This window comes from Paenibacillus sp. J5C2022 (assembly GCF_025567625.1).
Taxonomy (GTDB): Bacteria; Bacillota; Bacilli; order Paenibacillales; family Paenibacillaceae; genus Pristimantibacillus.
Map to the genome: position 1 here is coordinate 78,791 of NZ_JAOQJC010000014.1, position 24,531 is coordinate 103,321.

Below are 24,531 nucleotides of genomic sequence, written 5' to 3' on the forward strand. Positions count from 1 at the left end.
GTATCTTCAGCCCCATTAATACTAATTACCTAATTTATTATCCCATATTTCAATTGTTAAGTCTTGTAAAAAGAACCAAGCACATAAATCGCTTGGTTCTTTTTACAATCAAAATGACAATACCTCTAACTGACTAATGATTCTTTCGTCCACCTCTTCTGTACTCTTCCTATACATCGGACTGAACGTTTTAATACTGTCAAGGGTGATGACTCTCTTGTTGTATTTTTTCATTTGTTCAATAATTACAGGAAGATGACGTACCAGATAATTTTCGAATGACTCCACTTTGCATTTTAGCAATTCTGTAGTTCTTGGGAATTTTTCAGGCGCATTCTCTAAATGTTCGGTAATAATCTTGGGGGATTGAGCCAGTATTGTGTACTTTTTTATCTGCTCGGCGGGATTTGATCTGTATAGATCATCTGCTGCTTCAGCTAATATCTTGCTGTAGTCAATATCTAACTTTGCCCAATTCTTTCGAATCCGATTTTTCTTACTAGGAGGCAAGTGTTCCTCCATCCAGTCCCGGTCGTTCTTTAACATTTTATGAAACAGATGATTATACTTTTTAGCCAACTCTGTTCTGGATAAGCCACTATTTTCTTTCAATACTGCAAGCATCTTTTCGCGATTCTTTGTTAAAAACGGGCTGCATTCTGATGCTGCAGAAACTTCGCTATTACTATCTATAGATGATCCCCACAACATTTCAAGCGACTGCGCTATTCTCGTGTCTGATGGCGGCTCTTTAAGCCTGTTCAATGCAAGTTTTATTTGGGTTGGGCTCGTCTTTAACCTTTTGGCAATAGCACTTTTACTTAAGCCACTTGAATGAAGATCAAATACAGTTGAATGCCACAATGGACCCATAGTCAATACCGAATAGGGCTTCTCTTTACCATGTTCGCCTATTTTCCATCTTCTTGAGAAACTAAATCCACATATCGGACAACCAAATAATCCTGAGATATATTTTCCATCATGGTCTACACGAACACATTTTTTTATAACGCCTAATCCATATCCCTCACAAACTGGGTTATTGCAAATCCATGGCCCATTCCCAAACGGTATAGGTATAGAAAAGGCTGCTTTCTCCGATATAAAACTTTCAACCGATCCAGATAAAAACATCATAAATAAGATATAGAATAGGATGTTTTTAACCGCCTTGCTTGAAAGAAAGAAACTGTCTGAATTAACCTGGTTTTTTATGTCAGTACTCAAGTACTCCTTTAAGCCATTGTCTTTTAGAAAATCCTCAAAGTGCTGAAAAAGTTGTTTTCTATCAACGCCACCAGAGTACTTCAGGTACCCTTTCAATCCCAATGCATTTTTCATTGTAATAAATATCTCTTCCCGTGATACCTGCTGAGAGTAACTAACCGCCTGATAAAAGTTCTTAAAGATCCGCTGTTCTATATCAAAGTTAGGGGCTGCTGCTTCCTCTTGATAATGTGAGAGATCACAACCACAATCACATTCTATGGAAGACAATAGTTTTCCATCTTTCGCACTAGCCAATTTCTTACTACAGCTAGGACAAGCCATAATTAATTTACTGCGATGGTCTGGACAGCATTTTAAAAAGGCTAATTGATGAGCCTTATGCAAATAGACTTCACCATATTGTTCTCTGTCATTAATCATGCACTTAGGGCAATAACGTAAGTCCTCTGAAATGAGCCAATCTTGACCTCTACCCAGTAATGCAGCAATGTTGGTTTCGCCTACATTTTCTGTGATCTCTCTAACGACCATAGCTAATCGGTCACTAGGTATGAATGGTTTAACCCAGTGAAAATAGGTATGGTTAAACAAAAAATCATCCAGTGACAAAAATCCACTTGGCAGCTGATTAAACAAAAAATTCATATTGCGTGGAAATACGGTTAAACGATAGGCCTTTCTTCCAAACAAATCGGAGTTTGTAGCTGATAAGTCGCTGTTACCCGAATGCACATGGTACCTAAATATGATGGATCTGCTATCTTCATCTGGATAAAAGGTCGGAAAATACGACAACATAAACTTCGTCCCTCTTTCATTACGGACCCTCTAGGAGTTCCAAAAATTTGTCCTCAGTCATTTTCTTTAGCGGCTGATTCAAGCCGGCAAGCTTCAATAGTCTCCAGTCTACTACCCTACCTTCCGTCTCTTTAAGCTTGCTTGCTGCCCATATTAACCTGCGAACTTGAAAGGTCTCTGTGGAATCAATTTGTTTCTTAATGAATTCTTTTGTTCTAGGAAGCTTGTTAAGATTATGCAAGAGCTTATGTGACAGGTTAACTGAGTCCGTATACCTTGCAATAGAGGCCAACGTTATTCTTTGGGGATGAGGCAACTGTTTCATCTGTTCGACAGACTTTACAATTGCATCATACAAAATCTCGTCTCGCTGACTCCAATCCACTCTTGGTTTGATTTTTACTCCTGATGAATTTCGTACTCTACTTCTCTTTCTTCTCGACGTGACAGGTTGACTTTGTTTTTCTATCTGATGCAAAGATGCTTTATTACAATCAAGATACTCCGTTTGATTTTTTACAGTTCCCGGATCGACACCGAGAATTCTAGCTTTTTGACGAAGAGAAGAATTGGTTTCATTCAGATGTTTTAGTTTGTTATACCAAACCGGCCCAAAAGTTCTAATTCTGCCTCTCCGATAACGATCCTCATCACACGTATCTGGACCTCGTCTCGAATATACAAATCCGCAACTGCATTGGAAGGTTCCGACCGGCTTTGAGGTTGTTGAGCAACGAGAAACTACACATTTTTCAACAACACTAAGATTGCAGTGATCAGCCGCATGATTTAGACAAGGCCAAGGTCCGCTTCCAAATGGTTGGTTGTTGGAGGAGATCGAATAACCACCGAAAAATTTTTCAAAAAACCCGAGTAGCAATAGATGCCTTAGTGGATGCGTAATTTCTTCCTGGTTCCTGATAATTTTATGCAGCCACGTATCCGAGCTGTTAGAATCGATACTACAGTCAAGGTAATTAAGTAGTTCATCCGTGTAGAAATTCCGAAAGTCCTGTATCAGACGATTAAAACGTATACGTCCACCTACTGATTGATATTTCTCAATAGATAATCCCCTTTTGTAACATGTAGTCTCCTCTCTAGATTTTAACTGGGACTGTAGAAGTATATTTGATTGAACAGCAATATACTCTAGATGCTCCAACCAGCTAGCATCGATAAGGGGCTCGGTAAAGATTAATTTACTGTGTACTGCCAAGGGTAGATATGAAAATTTGTGATGTAGAGTGGAGTATTCCACCTCACTGATTTTTAATATGCTCTTATGCAATGGACATATAGATACACCGGGCAACTGATGGCAACGATGCCAGTATGGCTCGAATATCTCACTATCTGCTTTATAGCATTCAGTACAAAATCTTAGCTTCTCCGGCAACTTTATAGATGAAGCAAGTAAGCCCAAGGAGGCATGTACTTCACCTTGTTTACTCCCATTCCCCATTAAGGAAAGTACATGATGAAATTTTTTTTGATTCACATAATGAGCGTAATAAGGAAGTAAGGTGTGGTCACTAATAATTTGATCGGTCGTATATTGTCCTTTAAGAATACCGGCAAGACTTGTTAGGTTACTGGGCAGGTCTGCAGTCGCACATCCCATTCGACTTCCAAAAAGGTCCTCAATGGTTTGTTTTTGTGTCTTATTTCCTGAAACTACATGGTACCTAGCTATCCCGCTGTACAGCAATTCATCCTCATAAAGTGTCGGAAAATAAGCTAGCAATAGAATCATCCTCTCAGATAAGTCCTATTGCTAGTTTTCCCTATTTCAGATGTTCCTAGTACTCGACTTACCTTTAAATTATGAGCTTCGACAGCTCGTCTTCCGTCGGAATACTTCCGATATCCACCAGTTTTTCATAGATTGCCTCTGAATTCTTTGTATTGTTTGATACAGCATTTCTTAGGTCATCTTCGTCTAGAATTGGCTGCTGCTTTTTCTTCTTTGTACTCTTCCCCTTCGCTCCCTGAGCCTTTTCCCCCTCGTTACCAGGCTTTTCTTCTTCATCCGTCATCGAATTGAACGTAATTTCCTTAATAAGTTGTTTTCGTAAATGAACCATATCCTTCTCAGCCTCATTAGACTGAAGAACCTTATTTGCTGCTTCATAAGCCCTTTCGTATGAAGCTCCGAAATCTATTGCTGTTTTTACAAGTTCAATTAACTTATCTTCGTCCTGTTCAATTTTTTCATTGCGCAGTACCTTTGTTCTAATCTCACCTTGAACATTAACTTTCTCAGCGGCCGTTTGTAAGTATTGATCCAACACATTCCACTTAGGATAAAGATCATCTATTACCTCTAATACATGGGGATCTTTACTTCTCAATGCCTTTAACATAGGCTGAACTAGTTGCATGTGTTGTTTGGCAACTGTCTCAAGTAGAGCCCCTGTTATTTTTTCATTTTCATTTCCATCCTCGATGGCTTGCCACTGGGCTAACATGTACAACTTAACTGCAATATCTACAATTCCTTGCGAAAGCTCATACATTTTCTTATTCAATTGAGGCTTTAGGAGCGTTACAGCAGCAGTCCACTGATATTTCCACAAAGCATCTAAGAAGAAATCCCATTCCTCGCCTTCACTTAATCTATCCATGATCAGATCTCCTTGTCCCGTGCTTCTTCTTGCTTGACTGAAGGAACCTGAGAGAAGTTTCATTGCTTTAAATGTCCCTACTAATACCACGGGAACACCAATCGTGTTAATCAGTTGAGTGAAGTAATTAAGCATCTTCTCAGCGCCACCACTCTTAAGAAAACTGAGAAATTGGATTTCATCTATGACTAGCACTCCCAACCCATGTAAGGTAGCGATATGAGCCATTATTGGTATTAACATATCCACGGATGTGCCCTTGGTGGCAAATTTCCGATAATAATTTGTACCTAGAATCGAATCTATGGACTGCAAAAAGTTAAAACATAATCCCTTTAAAGACCCATCAAATGGACAATTCAATTTTAACCAGACTATTTGTTTACGGATAAAATGTTGCCCTTTATAAGCCGAGTGGTGGATAACCTGGGGATATAAAAGTAAGGAGCTCTCAATTGCCGTTGTTTTCCCCTGTCCACTTACTCCAAGGATAGCAAATCCGCCAGCGGTAGATCTCACCCCAGAAATGTTCCTCCCTGTTGAATCAACTCCTCCTTCAAGCACTTCTTTAAACCCGACATGAAACTGCCTCATGACTGCAGGGGAGAATGGATTTCTGGCTTTATAACCATGGCGTATTAATCTTGAAAGCCTTTGTTCCACCAGAAAATGTGAAGGCAATGGCTCGACATAATCCGATATCTGCTGAACAAGATGCAGCCTTGTCTGCCGTCCTAATTTACGTTGCCTTTCATCGTAATCAGGATATTTCCTTATCTGTGACGCAACATCTTCATCTTCAAATATTGCCGGTAAAGCTTCTATAAAAGGGTTATCCCTATAGTCAGGAATATCCTGATTGAAATAGCTTGCCTCCTCTTGCCTGCCTATAAGGCTCGGAGAGTACTGATAATATTCAACCTGCTTTTGTGCTTGCTTAACCATGCTTCTTTTCCTCCGATTGCTTTAATTTGGCGAGAAGCTCGAGCTTTGATTTGGGTTTATATGTTTCAAGAGGAACTACATGATCTTCAAAAGCTGTTGGATCGTTCGTTTTCTCATTTGGAGAGCTACCCAACGCATAAGCTTGTTCTTTTCGCAGTTTGTCTCTCTCATCGGTTTTATTTGCTTTAATATTGGACTTACGTTCAGACTTTGTTATGGAATGGTCTTGATTATCAGCACTCCGCTCCAGCGCTGCATTTCTAATGGCTTCTAGCTTAGCGCTTAATGTTACTTCCTCCTGGAGTTCCGTTTCATCATAGTACAGGCTTCTTGACAGTTTCTCTTCGTACATAGTAGACTTAACCTCCTCAAGACTCATATTTATGAATCGGGAAGACTTATCCGATAAGTCGCATTTTATAAAACCCCTGCCATTATCCGTCTTCACATAGACATGATTCATAGATCTTCTGTCATAAGCAATCGGAACCTTCTGTGATTTCCCTTTAACAAACCACCCTTGACGCGTTAACTCCTCACAACCGTAATACATGCCTTCGAAGTATATCCCCTCCCGATTCACAGTAACTTTTGCCTCGGGTAATACATTCAATCGAACGATATCTGGATGAATATTCTTCAAATAGTGATTGTGATTTACACCCCAATTCCATAAATCCCTTGCAATGGGCCGCACTTTGTCCAATGCTTGATCCTTATCTAGAGGGTAGTATTCCATGTAATGATAGTTATTTCTTTGAAGGATCAATTCGATCATCATTTGTGTAAAGTCTTTAAGTGTGAGCTTTGCATCTAATACGTATTCCGGTCCTCCTCGCTTTATATACTCTTTCTTAACAGCACCAGGAGTCCATGGTTGCAACGTCACATTTAATGTTCGGAATTGCTGCTCAACAATGCCTTTTAGGTCAGCCCGATACGGAGGCGCGTTCATTATTTTGATTCCTAACGCTTTCGCAAGCGAGTCGGCATTTTTACTCTCCATCTCACCCCGGTCAGCCATAAAACTGTCTGGCATATGGTGACACGGCCACTCTCCCTCTGTAATGTCTACATCATACTGCTTGCAAAACTCAACCTTATTCTCCACAGTATTTTCAATTGCCATCATAATTCCAAGCCAAGATGGGCCTTCAAACCCAACATACAACCCAACAACCATATGACTGTATACATCAACAACAATGTATACGACGGGCCGACCGACAATAATATTGGGATCAATTGAACTTACCAAATACACATCTGCAACCGTAGCATCAATCTCGAAGATCTGTCCTGGTCCGTTTGCTTTCCTTGTTTCAGACCCTAATAAAGGTCTGAAATCACGATTGAAGGTAACCTCTCCTTCTCGGGCAATTAGTAGCTTGCGTTTGGTATAATACGTTCTGATGTGATATCTCAATTGAGCAATACTTGGTACCTCATGTCCTGGTGGTATTACCGGGGTCTCATATTGGCCCTTCTTAGCAGTACCTATCTGGTAATATTTCTTTAGCATCTCTATATATGTGAATTTGACGGAGTCTCTTCGATTTACTTTTAAGTAAACCTCTCTGATGATCGCATCGAATATTTTTCGATGGCCCTCACTTAATAAGACTCCTTTTAACTTGGGATCTACAGAGATACTTGTTTCTCTGGGTCTGCCCATTTTTTGAGTTGGATTCTTCTTACTGCCCTTTCCTCCGCATTTTCTGAATCTGGGCAATATAGCATTCACCATCTTCCCTCCAGTCCAGTAATAGCGCAAATATTTATAATATTGGTTTTTCCCCATGCCTGTTCTCTTCATTTCTCTTTTAATGATTTCATACCGATCTTTTGGACTGTAAATTTCAGGCTCTAGCTCAACAATATCTTTGATCTTCTCCCAGGCTTCATCTCTAAGACGAATTTCTTTTGGGCTTAGAAGTTCATCCGAAATCATAAATCTAGCATATGGGTCAAGTTCGCGCTTAATCATCGTCCCTTCAGTAAGTTCCTGTTCAATAGAGGAGATCCGCATAAATTCAGGAACACCGGTTTTTTTTATAATGGAAATGGTAATGACGCAATCTTCTGACTGGTTCAGCCACAGGACTCTCACGCAATCAACAAGCTTTGATTCTGAGTCTCTTCTTTCAAGCAATGTATTGATAAATAGTTCCATCTTATTCCCCTCCAATTTCGATTATCGTTGGGATAGGTCTTGTAATTACATTAAGGTTGGACGAATTCATTACGCAGATATCAATAATTGTTGATCTATTTTGATCGCTTGAACGGTTTGGCTTTCTTTTAGTAATTGGGTTTCAAAAACAGATTTTAGTATTGAATCGTTATTTTCTTGGGATGCTAATACGATTATCTTCATGGTTAGCCCTCCAGTTTTGAAAATGATTTGCTTGTATTTCCAATCGTTTTTGTGTAGGAAGAATTCGTTGACTCATATCCACTTTCCATAGACGATTAGCGATCAGATATCGAACAGCATTCATGCTGGTCCCCATTGGTAATTCCATCTTTTCGTCAAGATCTAAGGTGAGTTTTGCCAAGGGCTTGTCTTTATTAATAATCCATTCATACAGTACAGGCTCCATTTCACAAATGAGTTCATTGTTTAAATACGCCAATTCATCCAAAACTTTTGCCGAATGCAGCCATTTCACATTCTCAACAAGATCGTAATTGATTTGATTTTCAGTAATCAGCCTCCATTCAATATCGAGATCTTTAAAGTAATACTTTTCTATTTGAAGTTTGTCTAATACCCTTCGATTTAATTTTTCCGAAGGCTTTATAGAGTGCGCTATAGACTTAAGTTCTCCATTTGATCTTACGGTCAATAACATATCTGAAGTCATTACGATGGGATGCTTGGTTCTTGGATCAATTGGATGTCTGATGCCTAGCTTTTTTGCGATGAAAAGTGTTTTTTCTAAAGGTAACAATGGATATTGCTCCCTAATATCAAAAACGTCCAGAGCCCACTCCATCTGATAATGATGAGCTAATTCAAAGTGCTCGGACAAATAATGGTGTAATCGCCTACTCTTCCACCCTCGCACTCTTGTTACAATCCCTTGAGAAGGGACATCATGAATAGTCAGCCACGGCTTGTAATTTTCTAAATGACCTTTGCCCCTGCCTTCTTTAATTCTCCTTTCTATCGTTCTTGCTGTAGTTGCTCTTCTGCGCTTAGCCATTACACCAACACCCCATTCAAATTCGCATTTATGTTTTACCAACATCAGTTCAATGAGTAAAAACTAAATTTTATTAAACTTTATAACATATATAATTTTTATATTCAACACCACATTAGGTAAAATTCACTTTTACTTTTTTTCGGTTTTTATGCTATATTTAAATAGAAGATATAGGGAGGGAAATTAAAATGGATAGTATGGGTAAAAAAATAAGAAAGCTACGGAAGGAATGTGAGTGGACCCAGGAAGACTTAGCCACTAGAATTGAGGCTACCAAACAAGTGATTTCAAACTGGGAACGGGATATTGCAAAACCGGAGCTTAAACATCTTATCGCCCTGGCAGAAGTATTTAGAATCAAAACAGACTACTTATTAGGCCTCGAAGAACGTACTGCCTATATGCATGCCCAAGGTGGAGAAAAGTCCAAAAGGGGAAAACATTGGGATTGGGTATTCCAAAAATCCTATGATTTAATAGACGTTATTCAGTCAGACTACAGGTTTAAAATTAATGACCGCTTCTTGACCCCCCATGACAAAGATATTATTGTGGATAATATTAATAGACTTTACGAACTCTTAGATCCACTTAAACAAGAATATGAGGATCGCATTAAAGAACTAGAAGATCAACTTAATCAACTAAAAGGTATTACTAATGGTCCGATGGACGGTCAAGAATCTCTATTTTAACGGAGAATGCAGCAGCTTACTGCATTCTTATTTATTATTGACTCTCAAAATCCTTAGAAATGTTTCCGTTAATTTTGCGGCAACCACAATTATCTTTTTCGGATTTCTGATATTGTCTCCTTTTTCTTTTTAGCTTTTGAATGGACAGGAAGTATTTTTCCAATTTAGAATTTTGATACATATGATGTTCAATGAGATCACACCTTTCCATCTCATCTTCATTTTTTGTTTCTAAGAAAATCAATTTAAAATTGACCGGATTGTACAAAATTTTTATATTCCAGCCACCTGAAATTTTAGCAATTTCAAACCAACGCTCGGAAATAGCCCTCGGACATGAATAATATAAGTTCCGAAAACGAATTCCCTTGGGTGTTATCGTGGCCATTCCAGTTACATTTATCGGATTGTCTGACATTAGACTTCCTCCAATTCAACTTATATGGTCTTCTTAACCCTCATTATATCCGTTAAACGATATTTAAAACGTTATAAATATTAATTTTCGGATAATTAAAACAAAAAAAATGAACCAGTTAGCAATAACCGGTCCAACACATTTTATATCAAATAGAGTTCTTGCTTCCAAAGGTTATTAATTAAAGCCGAGATCTAAAATCTCGGCTTTAACCTCGATGTATGTACTTTGTGATAAACGCATTGGAGTAACGTTATGTGGGTTATTGGAGTCATTCTCAAATCATATTTTCATTTAAAACTTAGCAATAACTATCTATTTACCACCTGTCGCCACATACCTAGCATCAAACGATGCAACCGAATCCCTTTCGATTAACGTGCAGAGAGGAGATTGACTTAAGTTAATTTCTTCGCCGCGAATGACTCGTAATAATGCATCAATAGCTTTATATCCCATTTCGTGCAAAGGAAGATCCATCATCGTAATCCGCGGGCTTAAGTACTCGCTAAACTCTCGGTTATCGAAGCGATGATGAACAATTCCTTTGGAATGGATACACCACACTCCAGTGCGGCACGCAAAACGCCGACGACCATAATATCTTTCATCACAAGCAATGCAGATGTTCTTTCTTCTATTAACAGCAACTCTTTTGTTAGTTGGTATCCTGATGAAACTAGTATCAAATAGAAGCTGAAATCCCGCATTCGCTTTAAGGAATCCGTTAATTCTCATTATGGAAGGCATGAAATCCATTTTTTTGGATGATAATGCCGATTCGGGAATGACCCTTTCCTATAAATGATAAAGAATAGAGCGGGAGCGATTCTTTTTACAACAGGCTTATCCGCAATGTATGGCATTGCTATCAATAGGGAACGTCGGAATCGTCATGTCCGGCCTTCGCAATATGCTACAAATCTTTATAATGAACTAAAGGAAAAAGGCATTATGTCGGACACCTACCCATCGGAACCTTCATAGAGGCAGGTACAGCTAGGATCCCAGTCCCATACACGAAAAGAAGAATATCTTTGAAGAAACTTTCCCACGTGGACTTGATCCAACAAAAATGTTTAGTAATCAATGACGTTACGTCAGCAGAAAATAATGTATTAGACTGAATGACTTTGTTTCTTGAAACAGCGACAGCCAAGGGCGAGGAAAAATAATCCTTTATTCTCGCCGTCTTAATAAGCTAACATCTCCAGATAGCGTAACGAATCTTGCGAATAACCCGTTGTCAAATTCCTTAAGTAATACGTCTTATATCTAACACTACATCATTAAAATCTCCCTCTTTTGTTTCTAAGTTATAATTATAACGAGTGTTGATTTCATCATATATAAATGACACTCCAATCCGAGCAATCTTCCCATTATTCTCTCCTATTCCTTCAGCGTACCAGACAAGTGGATTATCAATATCTTGTTGTTTATATTCAAAATATTTCAACTTTAACTTCGAAGCACTAGTTATTACTACAACATCAAATTCAACTGCAACACCTATACAGGGCTCGGAGAATAACATTAATCTCTGATTAAGTGGAATCTCAATTCTAATTTTGTTCTCTCCCTCACTAAGACTAATGTTCATGTTCTTCAAACACTTAAATATTAGTTCTTCTGGAGAATACTGATATCTGTCTCTAACAAATTCGATTCTACCTTCTTCAAGAATACTCATTACCTTTTCTAGATTTTCACTCTCGTCTTCAATTTTTTTAATCCTTACAACGAAACTTTCAAGATCATGGTTAAGTACTGTTATATAATCATTAAGAAAATTGATAATGAAACCATCTTTCATCAACTCATTGAATTTAATTAGTCTAACAGTTGGTCCCAACCGTTGAGCTCTCTTCTTTACTGAAAGAGGAAATTCTTGCTTTGATACTACTATTAAATGTTGAGCTCCTACACTCTTCATTTTAGTAACAAATCCATCAAATGTTGATATGTCAAGTTGACTTTTTCTATCTTGAACTTCAACAATCGTTAGTGATTCCCTTGGATATTTTCCTGATTTTATTATTATATCGCACTGCCGTCCATCACTATCCCCAGATAAATCGGGTAATATTACATTATGCAATATTTGGGATTCTTCCGAAATCCTTTTTTCAATTGCTGCTATAATTTTCTCGGTATCCTTCCACTTGGAACGCATTAGATTATCCCCTTTATACTAATCCTAAGTGAAAATTATCAATCTTTACACCTAACGTTCAGACTTTCAAGAGTCCTCACTAATCACCATTTGATTCTGCTTACCATCAAGCCAAACAAATAATTTCTCGATATATCCTTGCAATACTGTCCCATGGTTTTCCCCCAATACATTTCCGATAACTTTGAGTATATTCACGACGCTCGATGAAGCCGAGTGTGTCCGGCTGATTCGGCTCCCCTGCCAATTGCATCTGTCCAGACCGAGGGGCGAATGCCCCTATGTGTGAATTAGGTGTTATCTGAAGTCACAGGCTTCTATGAATTAACTATTATGTCCTTCTGCAATTGTTTCATTATTTAGCCTTAATTGAGCTTGCTCTATTTTTGCCGGTAGAGAATAAACATAGTCTAGTATTACTTCAGTGAACTCAATCATCAATTTGACAGTTTCATTTGAAAAATCTTTATCATCTGCGTGAGCAGCTGAATTTCCTTCTTTTCTTAAAATGTACGAAATACCTTCCATTATCGGAGGTAAAACATTTTCTGATTGCAGGTTTTTTAATTTTGAAAATAAGTCTTTACCTTTAGCATTTTTTTGTTTACACATCATTTCTAATGTTCTTCTCAAAGCCATAATACAAACTGCCCCATCTAGATTCCTTACTTTTAATGCAGCCTCAAAGGCATCTCTGACAGGTGGAGGGAGATGTTTATTATCAGTTGAACCTGGAGGAAATATAGTATCTAAATACTCAATAGGTTTTCCATTTGGTTCAGTCTCTTCACTAAATGAGGTAATTCTTTGAATAGTTATCTCAGTACAAACTGGGCACAAGTACATGTCCCAATGTTTATAATTCGACACTACATAGTCGGGATTATCGTACTTATATGAACTCTGCCAAATTTCATCATGCTCTGCCACGTCATGACTAGCTACAACTTTCATAGAAGTTTTATTGCCACAATGAAGGCACGTAATAATTTTTTCTTTCATGTACTTTCATCCTTTACTGTGATTTCCAATAACGTTCCTGTATTCACGACCCGACGCATGTCGGGTGTCCGGCGAACGCCGGGCCAAGGGCGTATGCCTGCAGTGTTAATATTTTGTTATGTGAAGGCTTTTGTTTTTATTCATGTTGAATATAAAACAGTTCTATCATATCCATTATTAAGTCGGAGGGGTCTTCATTTCTTTCTTTCATTGCTAACATTTCCTTCAGGTGTTCCTTTTTAAGGAATATAATAACTTTTCCTTCTTGAGTATAAGCAATGTTTCTTTGGCGCATAGCCGAATCTTCTGGATCTTTAGTAGATATTATTATCCCTAACTTTCCAATTGTAGATACAAGATAATTTCGAGTTTGGTTTACTTCTTCATGGCTAAGTAATGTTGAATTATAGTTCTTAAATTCAAATAATATAAATCTTGCATTTAATTCAACATAAAGATGATGCCAATTGAGGCAATTTTCAATACCAGTATTAGTAATATTTCTATTTGGAAAAATTGCGTCTCGTCTATTCACACCAGAATATGTACGTGATTGTCTATTAGGCCTGGTTAAAGGAGGTACAAAAAGAAACTCAAGAACTCGCGTACAAATCTCTTCAAATTGTGACCATCCTTCTCGACCCACAGGACAATCATCAATTTCCCTTATTAACTCATTGATTTGAATCATATAACACCTCTACTATACGATTCACTAATCTTGTTCTCTTATAGATCAATCTTTCAAAGGCCGGGCCATCAATTACTCTGACTTGTGTTGTCCCACTCTCTCTTAGATCATTCAAATACTCCATTGCCGCAGAATTTAAAATACTATTGGTTATCATAAGCAAATTAGCACCCTTTGGAGATGAAGTTTTCATATAATGATAAAGCTTTTTAATTTCGTTAATACTAAAACGTTCATTCTTATAAAATTTCACTTCTATAAACCAAACCTCTTTTACTTTTTGACCAAATGGATCTTTAGCATAATATTCGCAAATATAATCCACACCCATGTCACGATCACTTTTACCTTGAAGAATTTTAAACCCATACTCTTTAAGAAAAATTTCCACTATTTTTTCGTATAGAAATGGACTAATTACTTCGAGATCAATTTTCTTTTTAATTGTTAATTTGGTTAACAACTTTTCCATACCTTTTTCGAAAGATTTTGAAAAATCAATAATACCAAATTCTAAAAGTTCACTGGGGATTGAACAATTTTCTATTAGAATAGGTATAATATTAATCTTTCGTATTCTTAATTCGTTAAGAGCTTCTGACAATTCTAGCATTGAGTAATTAGAACTTAAAAAGTTATTAGTTATAAAGAAAATGACATAGTCACTCTTACGTATGTTATATCTTAATTCATCTAAAATATGGTCTTCTTTTGCATATAATTCATAATTATTTATACTTCCTACATTTTTTTCTTTTATCAGCGTACTTACATGCTCTACTATTTCCTTGTCTTTAAAACTATACGACAAAAATATATCCATTTTATCCCTCTATTCTATATGGTTTATTAAATCAAAAAGCTTTCACATAACGTTCTTGTATTCACGAACCTTCACTGCCTTAAACGACCGGAGGGAGTGGCCGCGACGCGGTTAGGCAGTGCAAGGTTGTCCGGCTGAATAGGCTTCTCTGCTACTGAATCCACATCTTCGAAACCACTTCTTCCTACTTCGGCCGGACCAAGGAGCGATAGCGACGCAGCGTGAATACGGTGTTATATGAAGTCTTATGCCATCTTTGAATTACAATCAAAATCTTAAATCTAGTTTTTTATAGTTCATTTTTATATAATTAAACCCTGAAAAGATGGTCAAGGCTACAGCAATAACCATCAATATCATATCAATTGGTAAATTCGTTATAAAAGAAAATGGATAGTTGTTGAGCATTACTGCTGTTATAGCGACAACCTGAAAAACCATTTTTATCTTTCCATGTTTATCAGCTGCTAACACTATTTTCTTAGACGTTGCTGCAACTCTAATTGCAGTAATTATTATCTCTCTTCCAATAATAATCAATGCCATCCATGCAGGAACTAACTGTAATAATACGAGCATTATAAGAGCTACTGATATTAGTAATTTATCAGCCAGAGGATCTAATAATTTACCTAAGTTAGTTACCATATTGTATTTCCTTGCAATATATCCGTCTAATTTGTCAGTTGCTGCAGTAAATAAAAATAGGACCACAGCACAATAAATACCCCATTGATTTAAAAATGAAAAAATGGGGTATTTGTTCTCCATCCATTGAGGATATGGTTGTAACAGAACGATTAGAAATGGAATAAGGAATATTCTAAAAACAGTGATCTTATTTGCCAGGTTCATTAGATGGCTCCTTTTGGTTTATTGTCTTTGCATAAGATTTCATATAACATCATATTTACGATCTTTGTAAATAACACCTTATATAGAGTATTCGTGGATGTATTTAGCTATCCTCCCTCTATGGTGAATCATTTTCCTCCTATTTGGCTGAGATAGTGCTTTAACATCTTCTATATGAAATAAAAAATCCCGAGCATCGTCGGGACCTGATTACGCTAGATTAACATAGGTTTATTCGATTGATACGAAGAGTTACTATTTATACCGTTTTTGTTTAATCTCAATAATCTCTATAATTTCATCTTGATCATCGGTATTAAGTTTTCTAAAAACAGAATTCAATTTATCTTCTTTCTCACTAAGAATGATGCTATATGTATGTTGGGCTGAACCGATAATTAACCATTGTAGATCAACCTTAAAATTATTATAGATAGCAATAAGTGTATCCATAGACGGCTTGTACTTGTCCTGTTCCAGTTCACTAAGCGTTCCTTGTGACACACCGATTATATTGGCAAAATCAATTTGGTTTAATTGGTTGGTCTTTCTTATTCGCTTAATTCTCTCCCCTAATGTTGTCATTTCATCATCCACCTTTCGTTCTTATTAAAATTATCAAGAATTCTAAAAACCTCAATTAGCCTTGGTTCGTACTCGCCTTCGATTAATAATTAATTTAAGTTCACGTTGTTTGGTGCTCGAATGGATATTAATTAATGTTTCCGCTTCGCTCAATTATTTCATCACCATTCATTTCATTTTTAAATTTATGTAGATTAAAAAGGGAGTCCTGCATCATACCCAGGCTCCCTTCTAGATGTTTAATCAAATCATCCTGCATTTCGGTTCACGACATCTTTTACTGGTTCACAACCTTGTTTACTGGTTCAAGACATCTTTTACTGGTTCAAGACATCTTTATCAGTTGACAAAAGTTTTCTTCAGACACCCATCTCCTACTCCACCGTCACGCTCTTCGCCAAGTTTCGCGGCTTATCCACGTCATGGCCCAGAGCCAATGAGGCGTAGTAGGATAGCAGCTGCAATGGGACTACCGCGAGAGCCGGCGTAAGGAGAGGCAGCGTCTTCGGAATGGCGAATACTTCGTCGACCGACTTCGCCGCTTCCAACTCGAAGCCGCTGTTCACGATGCTCAGGACATGCGCTCCGCGCGCCTTCACTTCCTTAATGTTGCTAAGCGTCTTCTCATACAGCGCTTCCTGTGTCACCAATGCGATGACCGGCACGTCATCCTCAATAAGCGCCAGCGTGCCATGCTTCAGCTCGCCCGCTGCATACGCCTCCGAATGAATGTAAGAAATTTCCTTTAATTTCAGCGAGCCTTCCTGCGCGACGCCGTAATCCACGCCGCGGCCGATGAAGAACAGACTCCGATGATGGGCGATCGATTCCGCCACCTGCTTCAAGATAGCCGCCTGCTGCAAAATCTCTTCCACTTGCTCCGGAAGCCGCTGCAGTGCAGTGATCAGCTCTTCTGCCTGCGATGGCTCCTGCGTGCCAAGTACGCGAGTCATATGCAGCCCCAGCAAATAGAAGGCAATGAGCTGCGATGTATATGCTTTCGTGGACGCGACGGCAATCTCTGGTCCGGCCCATGTCACCAGCACATCATCCGCTTCGCGAGCGACAGAGCTGCCCACTACATTCGTAATCGCGAGTACGCGCGCGCCATTGCGCTGGGCTTCCCGCAGCGCTGCGAGCGTATCCGCCGTCTCGCCGGATTGACTGACGACGATGACAAGAGTATCCGGCGTAATAATCGGCGATCGGTAGCGATACTCCGATGCGACATCGGTCTCCACCGGAATACGCACGAGCGACTCGATCACGGTCTTGCCGACCAATCCGGCATGATAAGCGGTGCCGCAAGCGACGATCTGAACTTTGCGAATCGACTTCACGTACTCATCGGTCATCTGCAATTCCTTCAGCAGAACGGACTTGCCATCCTCCCCGATTCTGCCCCGCATCGTATCGCGATAAGCCTTCGGCTGCTCGTATATTTCCTTGAGCATGAAGTGGTCGAAGCCCGCCTTCTCCGCTGTCACCAGATCCCATTCGACACGGGTTATTTCCTTGGAAATATTGTCGCCGTCCGTCGTCATCAGTTCGACACCTTCGCGTGTAAGAACCGCCATTTCCCCATCATTCAGTATAAATACGTTACGCGTGTGCTCCAGAATGGCCGGTATATCGGAGCCGATGAAGTTCTCCCCATCCCCCACTCCAATGACGAGAGGGCTGGCGAACCGCACCGCCACAAGCTTCTCGGGCTCATAGGAACACAATACGCCTAGCGCGAATGCCCCGCGCATACACTTCACCGCGCGCTGCACCGCTTCGACAATATTGCCTGTATATTGTTCCGCAATGAGATGCGAGATGACCTCCGTATCCGTCTCCGACACGAATACGTGGCCCTTTTCGATCAGCTCGTCTTTCAGCTCCAAATAATTTTCGACAATCCCGTTATGCACGACTGAGAATTGAGCCGAGTTGTCCGTATGCGGATGAGAGTTCACATCGGACGGCTTGCCATGAGTCGCCCAGCGCGTATGTCCGATGCCGACCGAGCCGGCAAGCGGCTCGCCGCGAAGAATGTCCTCCAGCACAGCAAGCCTTCCCTTGGACTTCTTCAGCTGCAGCCCGTCTCCCGTGAACACGGCGATGCCCGCAGAATCGTATCCCCGGTACTCTAATTTCTTCAGTCCTTCCAGCAAAATAGCCTGAGAGTCGCGTTTTCCAATATATCCAACAATACCACACATAATTTAATAGACCTCCGTTAACGGTAAATTTTCTCCCGTCCGACGGATGCCAGCGAATGCGCGGCTCAGGCCATATGAAGTTGTCACTGTTTCGATAAGTTAAGGATCATGTTCATATTGAAGACACCGAATGAATCGGTTCTAATTGAACAACCTGTATAAGTGCGTAGTCGTGCAACTCTTCTCCCGTACCTGGTGCCCGCCCCGCAAGCGGCATCGTGGACAATTGGGAGTATCACTTGCTTCATTAACGGCAGCCCGCCGTACGTTTGTGCGATCGGTCGCCCAATCGTTTTGCGTAGCGGCTTTCGGTCGGCCAGCCTATAACCGGAAGGTCCCCGCCGAATACTTCGAACACCTTCACCTCGTCAGCTTCCCGTATGAATCGCCGGCAGCAAGCCTTCCCTCAGGACGGCACTGCGGCATTCATCACGCAAGCTCTGGCGCTTATGAATCCCGTACAACCTCTATCCTCGCTCTCCTTCTTGAATCATACTACCTATCATATTCATAATTGGCATAAGATGCAACTATCTTTTCGTTCTGACCGGATAGGCACCCGCTTCCTGTGTCCCCCTCTTCCTGTACCAGATAGAGGAAACACCCCAAAGGTAAAAACAGGTGACGGCATCTCTGCCATCACCTGTTCCTTCACAGCGCGAACCTTTAAGCCCACTTACAATTCCACTTCCAATAACCCTCTCGTCAGCGATGCATTGGATGGAATGGCTACTGGTTGTTCATTTGATTATATATTTCGTTGACATTGGCTTGTTCAGCTTCGCTTCATCGGTTCAACATTCAATCATTCTCTTCCACATCATGATCATCGCCATACTCTTCGTCCTCATTCTCATCATTGTCACTCTCATCATCTTCGGTCGTCTTCATCTTCATCTTCATCTTCATCATACCCATTTTTCTTGATCACATTTACCGGATATAGAGCGGAAGCAACCGTCTCTCCCTCATAGTCGGCTTCTACCCATATTTGAACTTCACCCCTCTCCTGGGTATAGATGATCCCGTCAATAATATTTGCGACTTTCTCATCCGAGCTGTAGTAACGAAGCTCCGCCCTCTCAGAATCGATCATCGCGCCGTTATCCAGCAGCAGCGTAACGTGCAGAGGCACCGAATCCTTCTGTTTAATCGCACCGCAGTCACACTGCAGCAAGACCTCACTCAGCTTGGGTTGAATTTGAGGGCCGTATATTTTCACTTCCGTGATGCTGTTCCAGTGGTTCTGGGTGTTGCCGTAGCCCGTAATGCGTACATAACGGGCATTGCTGACAGGGAATGCATACACCTCATGGTTCAGCGTCTCGCCCGAGCTCTCTCCTGCGTACACGGGCTGCCACACTTCACCGTCACCTGACACCTCGACCTTGAAATAGCCGGAGCGCAGATGACCGTTGAAATATGCGATGCTTACCGCTTCAATGTCCCTGTTCTCGCCCAGGTCATATTGAATCCACTGCTCTCCCGCCGCAGACCAGCGGCTTTCCAGATCGTCATCGACAGTATTCTCCGGAACATTGCCATCATCTTCGCTCGCCGTCACCAGCACCGGCTGCCAGACGGGACGATTGTCCGGAATGCCGTAGACGACCGGATGCTTCATCTCCACAAAATATACCGTACTGCCTGCGATTCCGGTCGGGTCCGTCACTGCAATGCGTGCCATCCCCGGCACACTTCCAGCTTGTTGGATCACGACTTCATCATTACCGGATGCCGCGGCCGCTCCAACGACCGCCGCTTGTTCGTCGGCAGGAACTGTCACTTCATATACGTATCGATTCGGCTTGAATTCCGCAAGCGGCTGTCCGTTCACCGTCAGCCCCGCAAGCGCCGCCAGCTCTTGACTCTCTATCTGCCATGCCGAAAGCGGCTGAACTTGAAGCATAGTGTCCGGCGGCGATTCGCCCGGCATAAGCGGCACCATCCAGATGCTGATCGTCTCGTTCAGTACCCCTTCCCGCTTCACGGTCAACTTCTTCACACCATAATTGCCCGTCTGATCGGCCGGATTCGGAGATGTCGCCAGCGGCGCCGCATCCATTACCGAGAAGCTGGCATCCGCAGGTGTCAGCAGCTTCACCCACAGCTGCCGTCCATCCTGACTGAGCAGTGCGCTCGTTCCATCCGCACTAATAGCTATGGCAGCGCGGGTATGCATGAACCAAAGCACATCCGAAGGCACTTTCATCTGTATCTCGTCCTGCACGAGGAACTGCCGCCGCTCATCCAGCAGCTTCACGCCGCGCATAATGGAAGCGGCCTTGTCATATGCCGAAGTGAGATCGGAGATCGCATACGCTCCGCCGCTTGCATTGAAAGCTGTGGCCGTTATTTCCGATATGCTGTCTACCTTCTGATCCGCGCCGGGAGACGGAGAGATATGCAGCGTGTTGTGCCCTTCCGCCCGCTTCCGATAATACGTCCAGCGCGCTCCGTTCTCATCCCTGTTCCAGTAGCCCGGCAAGTTGTAATCCTCCTTGCCCAGATCCAGCGCCCAGCGTACGCCGTATGCGTCCAGTACGAATGAGCCCGTGTCCAGATCTCCGTGAGGAGCACCGTTCACCCCGCCCTTGAAGCCGACGAACAAGGCGCCAGGGTCATCCCAGTCGCTTCTCATCGTGACGGCATGCGGAATCCCGAAAGCCCGATCCAGCTCCGCGGGGCCAACTCCTCCGTACAGCTCCGGTCTATACCATAGCGCATCGTATAAGGACGGCTGCATTCCGCGCTCGCTTGCGAATTGATGGTACCAGGTATATTCCGGCTTATTGTCATGATCTGCGAACCATAGCAGCGCCTTGCCCGGAATGAGGCTTTCCGTATTATCAGAATAGTTGAAGGAGCCTTGCGGCCCTGCGATATGCATCGGGTACAACGGCGTCTCGGCAAGACCGTCGCGGTCGGAAAAGCCGAAGTCATGGCCGAATGCCGTGTCCAGTGCAGATACATATTGAATGAGATAGACCGTCCCGTATTCCCAATACCCCGGCCCCTCAATGGCGGAGCCGTCCGGCGCATATTGCGTCAGTCCGTATTGAATCGACTTGAACGCTTCCTGCAACACTTGTCCGGCCAGCTGTTCCAGCTCATCCGCAGCGGCCATCGCCGCGATCGCCATACCGGAATTGCAGACGAAATTCCAATTGTCCCGGTTGTATACCCACCAGCTTTTACTCTGGTACATCTGAAGAGCCGGCGTAAGCCCTTTGTCTGCAATGGCTTGAACGATGACTGCTCTCTGCCCCTCGCTCAGATAGGAATAAAGCCAGTCATAGCCGATTCCGACGCCATAAGACATCGTCGCCGTATCCAGGAAGTGCCCCGGACTCCAATCCGGATAAGCCGTTCCCGACACATGCTCCAGCTCCTGCCATGCCCGTTCCGCATAACGCTCATCGCCGGTCAGCCTGTAGACGAATGCCAACGTCACGATGCTCCGCGAAGCCTCCGTATTCAGCCGGAGACCGTCCGGCTTGGCATAATCCTGCACCGGCGCCGTCAGCAAGAAGTCGGCGCGTTCCTTCGCATGGTCCACCCATTCACTGAATCGGGTATCGCTCCCGTACAGACCGACCATCCGCTGGAAATCACTCTCCGCCGCCAACAGGCGAGGATGCTGATAAGCCGGATTGGCCGCCGTCAGCTCGCTTATAAGGTCGGCTGCAGTAGGCGCTGTGTATAAGCGAATAAGGGTCTCGACAACGCCGCCGCGGCCGTCATCCACTCGCACCGTGAACTGATCGGCGCCCGTATAGTCCGTGTCCGGCACATAGCTCCAGTTACCGTTCGCTTGCATGGTCGCTTGACCGTGCAGCGGCTGTGCGGCGATCGAATAAAGAAGTGTATCTCCGTCCGCATCGGATGCCGTTACCTTGCCGCCGACAGGCGTATTCTTATCTGTCGGGAATATGCCCACTGACGCCTCCGGCACAGCGTTCCCTTCATTCACAGTGATCGCGATGCGCGCGATGGCGAAGCCTCCCTGTCCGTCATTGACTGCGATCATGAAGGCGTCCCCGCCCGAATAATCGTCATTGGGATAATACGACCATGCTCCGCTGCCGGACACATTCGCAAGCCCATTGCCCGGCTGTGTCAGCAGTTGGTAGCCAAGCTGCGCTCCCGTGGAGGAATAAGCGACGACTTGGCCGTGTACAGCTCCGTTCTCTTCCACCGTTACCGTATCGTCTTCCGCCCCAATCGTATCCGTCTGTCCGATAATCACTGCTGCATCCGCAGCAAGACCGCCATCGGCGGCTGCCGCCGTTATCACCGCGACGCCTTCCGTGTGCGCCGTAACCGTCCCGTTATTCACTGACGCAATCTCGGGATGACTGCTGCTCCATATGACCGAAGAATCGCTTGCGTCAGCAGGAGCCGTATAGACAGACAAGGCGACGGTCCCACCAATATCCATCGTAAGCCTGTCTTGATCCAGTTCAATCGATTGGACCGGGGTCCATGGCAGCAGCCGGACATCATCGAACCAGGCCGTTCCTGTCCCTTGCTCGAAGAAATGCTCCACTCTGACAAAAGCTATGGAAGGATCATCAGGGAAAGTCACCAGCTTCTCCGTCTTCGTCCAATCCTTCGTGCCGTTCACAGCTCCAAGGGTAATCAGATCGCCAATCCGCTGCGATGCGCTGTCCGTGAACTGCAGCCTGGTCAGCGCGCCGCTGCCGATAACATTGTCGGCCTTCAGCCAGCTTTGCGCCTTGAACGTCTTGCCGTGATCGCTGGAGGTTACCGGAATAATCTGAATAATGCCCGCTCTTCCCTGCTCTTGCGAAGTCACCTTCAAAGAAACAAGGCCTTCGGTATATTGACTGCTATCCAATTCCAGAGAAGGAGAACCTAGCGGAATCCACGTCCGCCAATCGGCAGGCTTGCCGGCTGCCATGCCTTCCTCAAAGCTGCCATTGCGAATCCACTGATCGGGCAGCGCCGTGGACACCGGAGACACCTCCACATCGTCGAACCATGCTTGTCCCGTTCCCGTCTCCACCACTTGCTCAATCCGGATATTGTCCATGTCGACCGTATCCGGAACCTGGACTGTCTGCTCCAGTCTGGTCCAATCCTGGGTTCTGCTTAAGGAGCCGATCGTCACGATGTTGCCGATCCGGGTATTGTCCTTGGTCATGAATTGAATGCGCAGCAGCGCCTGATTGCTAACATCCTGTGTCCGCAGCCAAGCTCCGATACGAAGCTCCTGCCCCAGATTGGCAGAAGTGACCGGCACATTCTGTACAATGAACAGTCTGCCCGTCTCCGCCATATTCACATGAAGCGAGCTTGTCCCTCCATGATATACATTGCTGTCCATTCCGATCACCGGCGAGCCTGTCGGCGCCCAAGTCCGCCATCCAGTTGGCTTGCCGTCCGTCATCTTGTCTTCATATCCGCCGTTCGTCACATCATTCGCGCCTTCATTCCATGGCAGCAGGGAAGCATCGTCGAACCAGGCCGTCCCCGTACCTCTCTCCAGCAGATTCTCGATCGTTATGCCGGCGATTCTCTCATCTTCCGGAATAAATACCATGCCCTCTACAAGTGTCCAATCCTGGGTTCCCGTCAGCTTGCGCAGCGAATGGATGTCGCCGATCCGAGCCCCTTTGCTGTTCACCAGGTACAGCCGGTTGAATGCTCCTTCGCCCGTTACGGCATCCGTTTTGATCCATTGGCTTAGCTTATACGTCTTCCCCCTCTGGGACGGCTGCAGCGGAATGTGCTGCACAAGCGCTCCTCGCCCCTCGAATTCGGAAGTAAGCTGGAATGCTCTTACCCCACTTTTGTACACGCTTTCAGAAATGGAAAAAGAAGGTGTTCCACTGGATACCCAGTCGTTCCATCCTGCCGGAATCCCCCCACTTGCCAGCTCGTAATCGCCATTTAGCAGCAACGATCCCTCATGATCAGCTGCTTGTACAACGATGGAAGCTTTTCCACCGCCAATCGATGCTGCCAGGCTGAACAGCAAGGCTATACTGAGCATCATCGCTATTTTTCGTTTCACTCCGTTTATCTTCACCAAGAACCTCTCCTTTCAACGATTAATAGGACATGAATCGACATTAAAACGCTTTCATTCTATCTCATTCATCACCCCCTTTCATCAAAATTAGACATGGATAGCTTCATTTATATGCTATCAACGCTTGCCCTCTCACTCCATGAACGATTATTTGATCATGATGCCAAATATTTCGACAATGACGCTGCAAGACGTGATTAGGCATC

At 43.1% G+C, this 24,531-nt stretch carries 16 protein-coding genes; 1 reads left to right on the top strand and 15 read right to left on the bottom strand.

The genetic code is table 11. From position 1 onward, the window contains the following. Nucleotides 1–108: 108 nt before the first annotated feature. The 5 genes from M6D81_RS13520 to M6D81_RS13540 form a co-directional block, all read right to left on the bottom strand. Nucleotides 109–2,031 carry a TnsD family Tn7-like transposition protein gene (locus M6D81_RS13520; RefSeq protein WP_262677433.1) on the bottom strand — a complete coding sequence of 641 codons (1,923 nt, stop codon included), beginning with the start codon at nt 2,029–2,031 and terminating at the stop codon, nt 109–111. Between the two features lie 19 nt (nt 2,032–2,050). After that, nucleotides 2,051–3,778: a TnsD family Tn7-like transposition protein gene (locus M6D81_RS13525; protein WP_262677434.1), complete on the bottom strand. Its 1,728-nt coding sequence runs from the start codon at nt 3,776–3,778 to the stop codon at nt 2,051–2,053. Between the two features lie 73 nt (nt 3,779–3,851). Then, nucleotides 3,852–5,603, bottom strand: a complete 1,752-nt coding sequence (locus M6D81_RS13530) for an ATP-binding protein (protein ID WP_262677435.1) — start codon at nt 5,601–5,603, stop codon at nt 3,852–3,854. Next, nucleotides 5,596–7,776, bottom strand: coding sequence for a transposase family protein (locus tag M6D81_RS13535; RefSeq protein ID WP_262677436.1), 2,181 nt, complete (start codon nt 7,774–7,776; stop codon nt 5,596–5,598). The genes M6D81_RS13530 and M6D81_RS13535 overlap by 8 nt, the downstream gene beginning before the upstream one ends. Before the next feature lie 169 nt (nt 7,777–7,945). Next, a complete protein-coding gene (locus tag M6D81_RS13540; protein ID WP_262677437.1) occupies nt 7,946–8,812 on the bottom strand; it encodes a TnsA endonuclease N-terminal domain-containing protein in 867 nt (288 codons plus the stop codon). A 191-nt stretch (nt 8,813–9,003) separates the two neighbouring features. Between M6D81_RS13540 and M6D81_RS13545 the strand changes: the two genes are divergently transcribed. Next, complete coding sequence (locus M6D81_RS13545; protein ID WP_262677438.1) at nt 9,004–9,510, top strand: helix-turn-helix domain-containing protein; 507 nt, start codon at nt 9,004–9,006, stop codon at nt 9,508–9,510. Nucleotides 9,511–9,544: 34 nt separating this feature from the next. Here the strand turns inward: M6D81_RS13545 and M6D81_RS13550 are convergent, their stop codons facing one another. The 10 genes from M6D81_RS13550 to M6D81_RS13595 form a co-directional block, all read right to left on the bottom strand. Continuing rightward, a complete protein-coding gene (locus M6D81_RS13550; protein WP_262677439.1) occupies nt 9,545–9,928 on the bottom strand; it encodes a hypothetical protein in 384 nt (127 codons plus the stop codon). A 315-nt stretch (nt 9,929–10,243) separates the two neighbouring features. Then, the gene (locus M6D81_RS13555) at nt 10,244–10,666 is read right to left on the bottom strand and encodes a substrate-binding domain-containing protein (protein ID WP_262677440.1); all 423 of its coding nucleotides are present in this window, start codon (nt 10,664–10,666) and stop codon (nt 10,244–10,246) included. A gap of 517 nt (nt 10,667–11,183) precedes the next feature. Then, entirely contained in the window at nt 11,184–12,104 is a 921-nt protein-coding gene (locus M6D81_RS13560) for a hypothetical protein (protein WP_262677441.1), read from the bottom strand. Nucleotides 12,105–12,428: 324 nt separating this feature from the next. Then, the gene (locus M6D81_RS13565) at nt 12,429–13,106 is read right to left on the bottom strand and encodes a DUF4145 domain-containing protein (RefSeq protein ID WP_262677442.1); all 678 of its coding nucleotides are present in this window, start codon (nt 13,104–13,106) and stop codon (nt 12,429–12,431) included. A 136-nt stretch (nt 13,107–13,242) separates the two neighbouring features. Further along, a complete protein-coding gene (locus M6D81_RS13570) occupies nt 13,243–13,797 on the bottom strand; it encodes a hypothetical protein (RefSeq protein WP_262677443.1) in 555 nt (184 codons plus the stop codon). Beyond that, nucleotides 13,781–14,620: a TIR domain-containing protein gene (locus M6D81_RS13575; RefSeq protein ID WP_262677444.1), complete on the bottom strand. Its 840-nt coding sequence runs from the start codon at nt 14,618–14,620 to the stop codon at nt 13,781–13,783. The genes M6D81_RS13570 and M6D81_RS13575 overlap by 17 nt, the downstream gene beginning before the upstream one ends. A gap of 267 nt (nt 14,621–14,887) precedes the next feature. Beyond that, nucleotides 14,888–15,475, bottom strand: a complete 588-nt coding sequence (gene pgsA, locus M6D81_RS13580; RefSeq protein WP_262677445.1) for a CDP-diacylglycerol--glycerol-3-phosphate 3-phosphatidyltransferase — start codon at nt 15,473–15,475, stop codon at nt 14,888–14,890. 255 nt (nt 15,476–15,730) lie between these two features. Then, nucleotides 15,731–16,060 (bottom strand): helix-turn-helix domain-containing protein, encoded by a 330-nt coding sequence (locus M6D81_RS13585; RefSeq protein ID WP_262677446.1) that lies wholly within the window; start codon nt 16,058–16,060, stop codon nt 15,731–15,733. Between the two features lie 374 nt (nt 16,061–16,434). Then, on the bottom strand, nt 16,435–18,267 hold the full coding sequence (glmS, locus tag M6D81_RS13590; RefSeq protein WP_262677447.1) for a glutamine--fructose-6-phosphate transaminase (isomerizing): 1,833 nt from the start codon (nt 18,265–18,267) through the stop codon (nt 16,435–16,437). An 871-nt stretch (nt 18,268–19,138) separates the two neighbouring features. Then, a complete protein-coding gene (locus M6D81_RS13595) occupies nt 19,139–24,322 on the bottom strand; it encodes an Ig-like domain-containing protein (protein WP_262677448.1) in 5,184 nt (1,727 codons plus the stop codon). Nucleotides 24,323–24,531 lie beyond the last annotated feature (209 nt).

Coding starts and splice junctions, on each gene's coding strand:
- M6D81_RS13545 (WP_262677438.1), top strand. CDS start 9,004: ATGGATAGTATGGGTAAAAAAATAAGAAAGCTACGGAAGGAATGTGAG.
- pgsA (WP_262677445.1), bottom strand. CDS start 15,475: ATGAACCTGGCAAATAAGATCACTGTTTTTAGAATATTCCTTATTCCA.
- M6D81_RS13540 (WP_262677437.1), bottom strand. CDS start 8,812: ATGGCTAAGCGCAGAAGAGCAACTACAGCAAGAACGATAGAAAGGAGA.
- M6D81_RS13520 (WP_262677433.1), bottom strand. CDS start 2,031: ATGTTGTCGTATTTTCCGACCTTTTATCCAGATGAAGATAGCAGATCC.
- M6D81_RS13585 (WP_262677446.1), bottom strand. CDS start 16,060: ATGACAACATTAGGGGAGAGAATTAAGCGAATAAGAAAGACCAACCAA.
- M6D81_RS13570 (WP_262677443.1), bottom strand. CDS start 13,797: ATGATTCAAATCAATGAGTTAATAAGGGAAATTGATGATTGTCCTGTG.
- M6D81_RS13575 (WP_262677444.1), bottom strand. CDS start 14,620: ATGGATATATTTTTGTCGTATAGTTTTAAAGACAAGGAAATAGTAGAG.
- M6D81_RS13555 (WP_262677440.1), bottom strand. CDS start 10,666: ATGAGAATTAACGGATTCCTTAAAGCGAATGCGGGATTTCAGCTTCTA.
- glmS (WP_262677447.1), bottom strand. CDS start 18,267: ATGTGTGGTATTGTTGGATATATTGGAAAACGCGACTCTCAGGCTATT.
- M6D81_RS13550 (WP_262677439.1), bottom strand. CDS start 9,928: ATGTCAGACAATCCGATAAATGTAACTGGAATGGCCACGATAACACCC.
- M6D81_RS13530 (WP_262677435.1), bottom strand. CDS start 5,603: ATGGTTAAGCAAGCACAAAAGCAGGTTGAATATTATCAGTACTCTCCG.
- M6D81_RS13560 (WP_262677441.1), bottom strand. CDS start 12,104: ATGCGTTCCAAGTGGAAGGATACCGAGAAAATTATAGCAGCAATTGAA.
- M6D81_RS13565 (WP_262677442.1), bottom strand. CDS start 13,106: ATGAAAGAAAAAATTATTACGTGCCTTCATTGTGGCAATAAAACTTCT.
- M6D81_RS13535 (WP_262677436.1), bottom strand. CDS start 7,776: ATGGAACTATTTATCAATACATTGCTTGAAAGAAGAGACTCAGAATCA.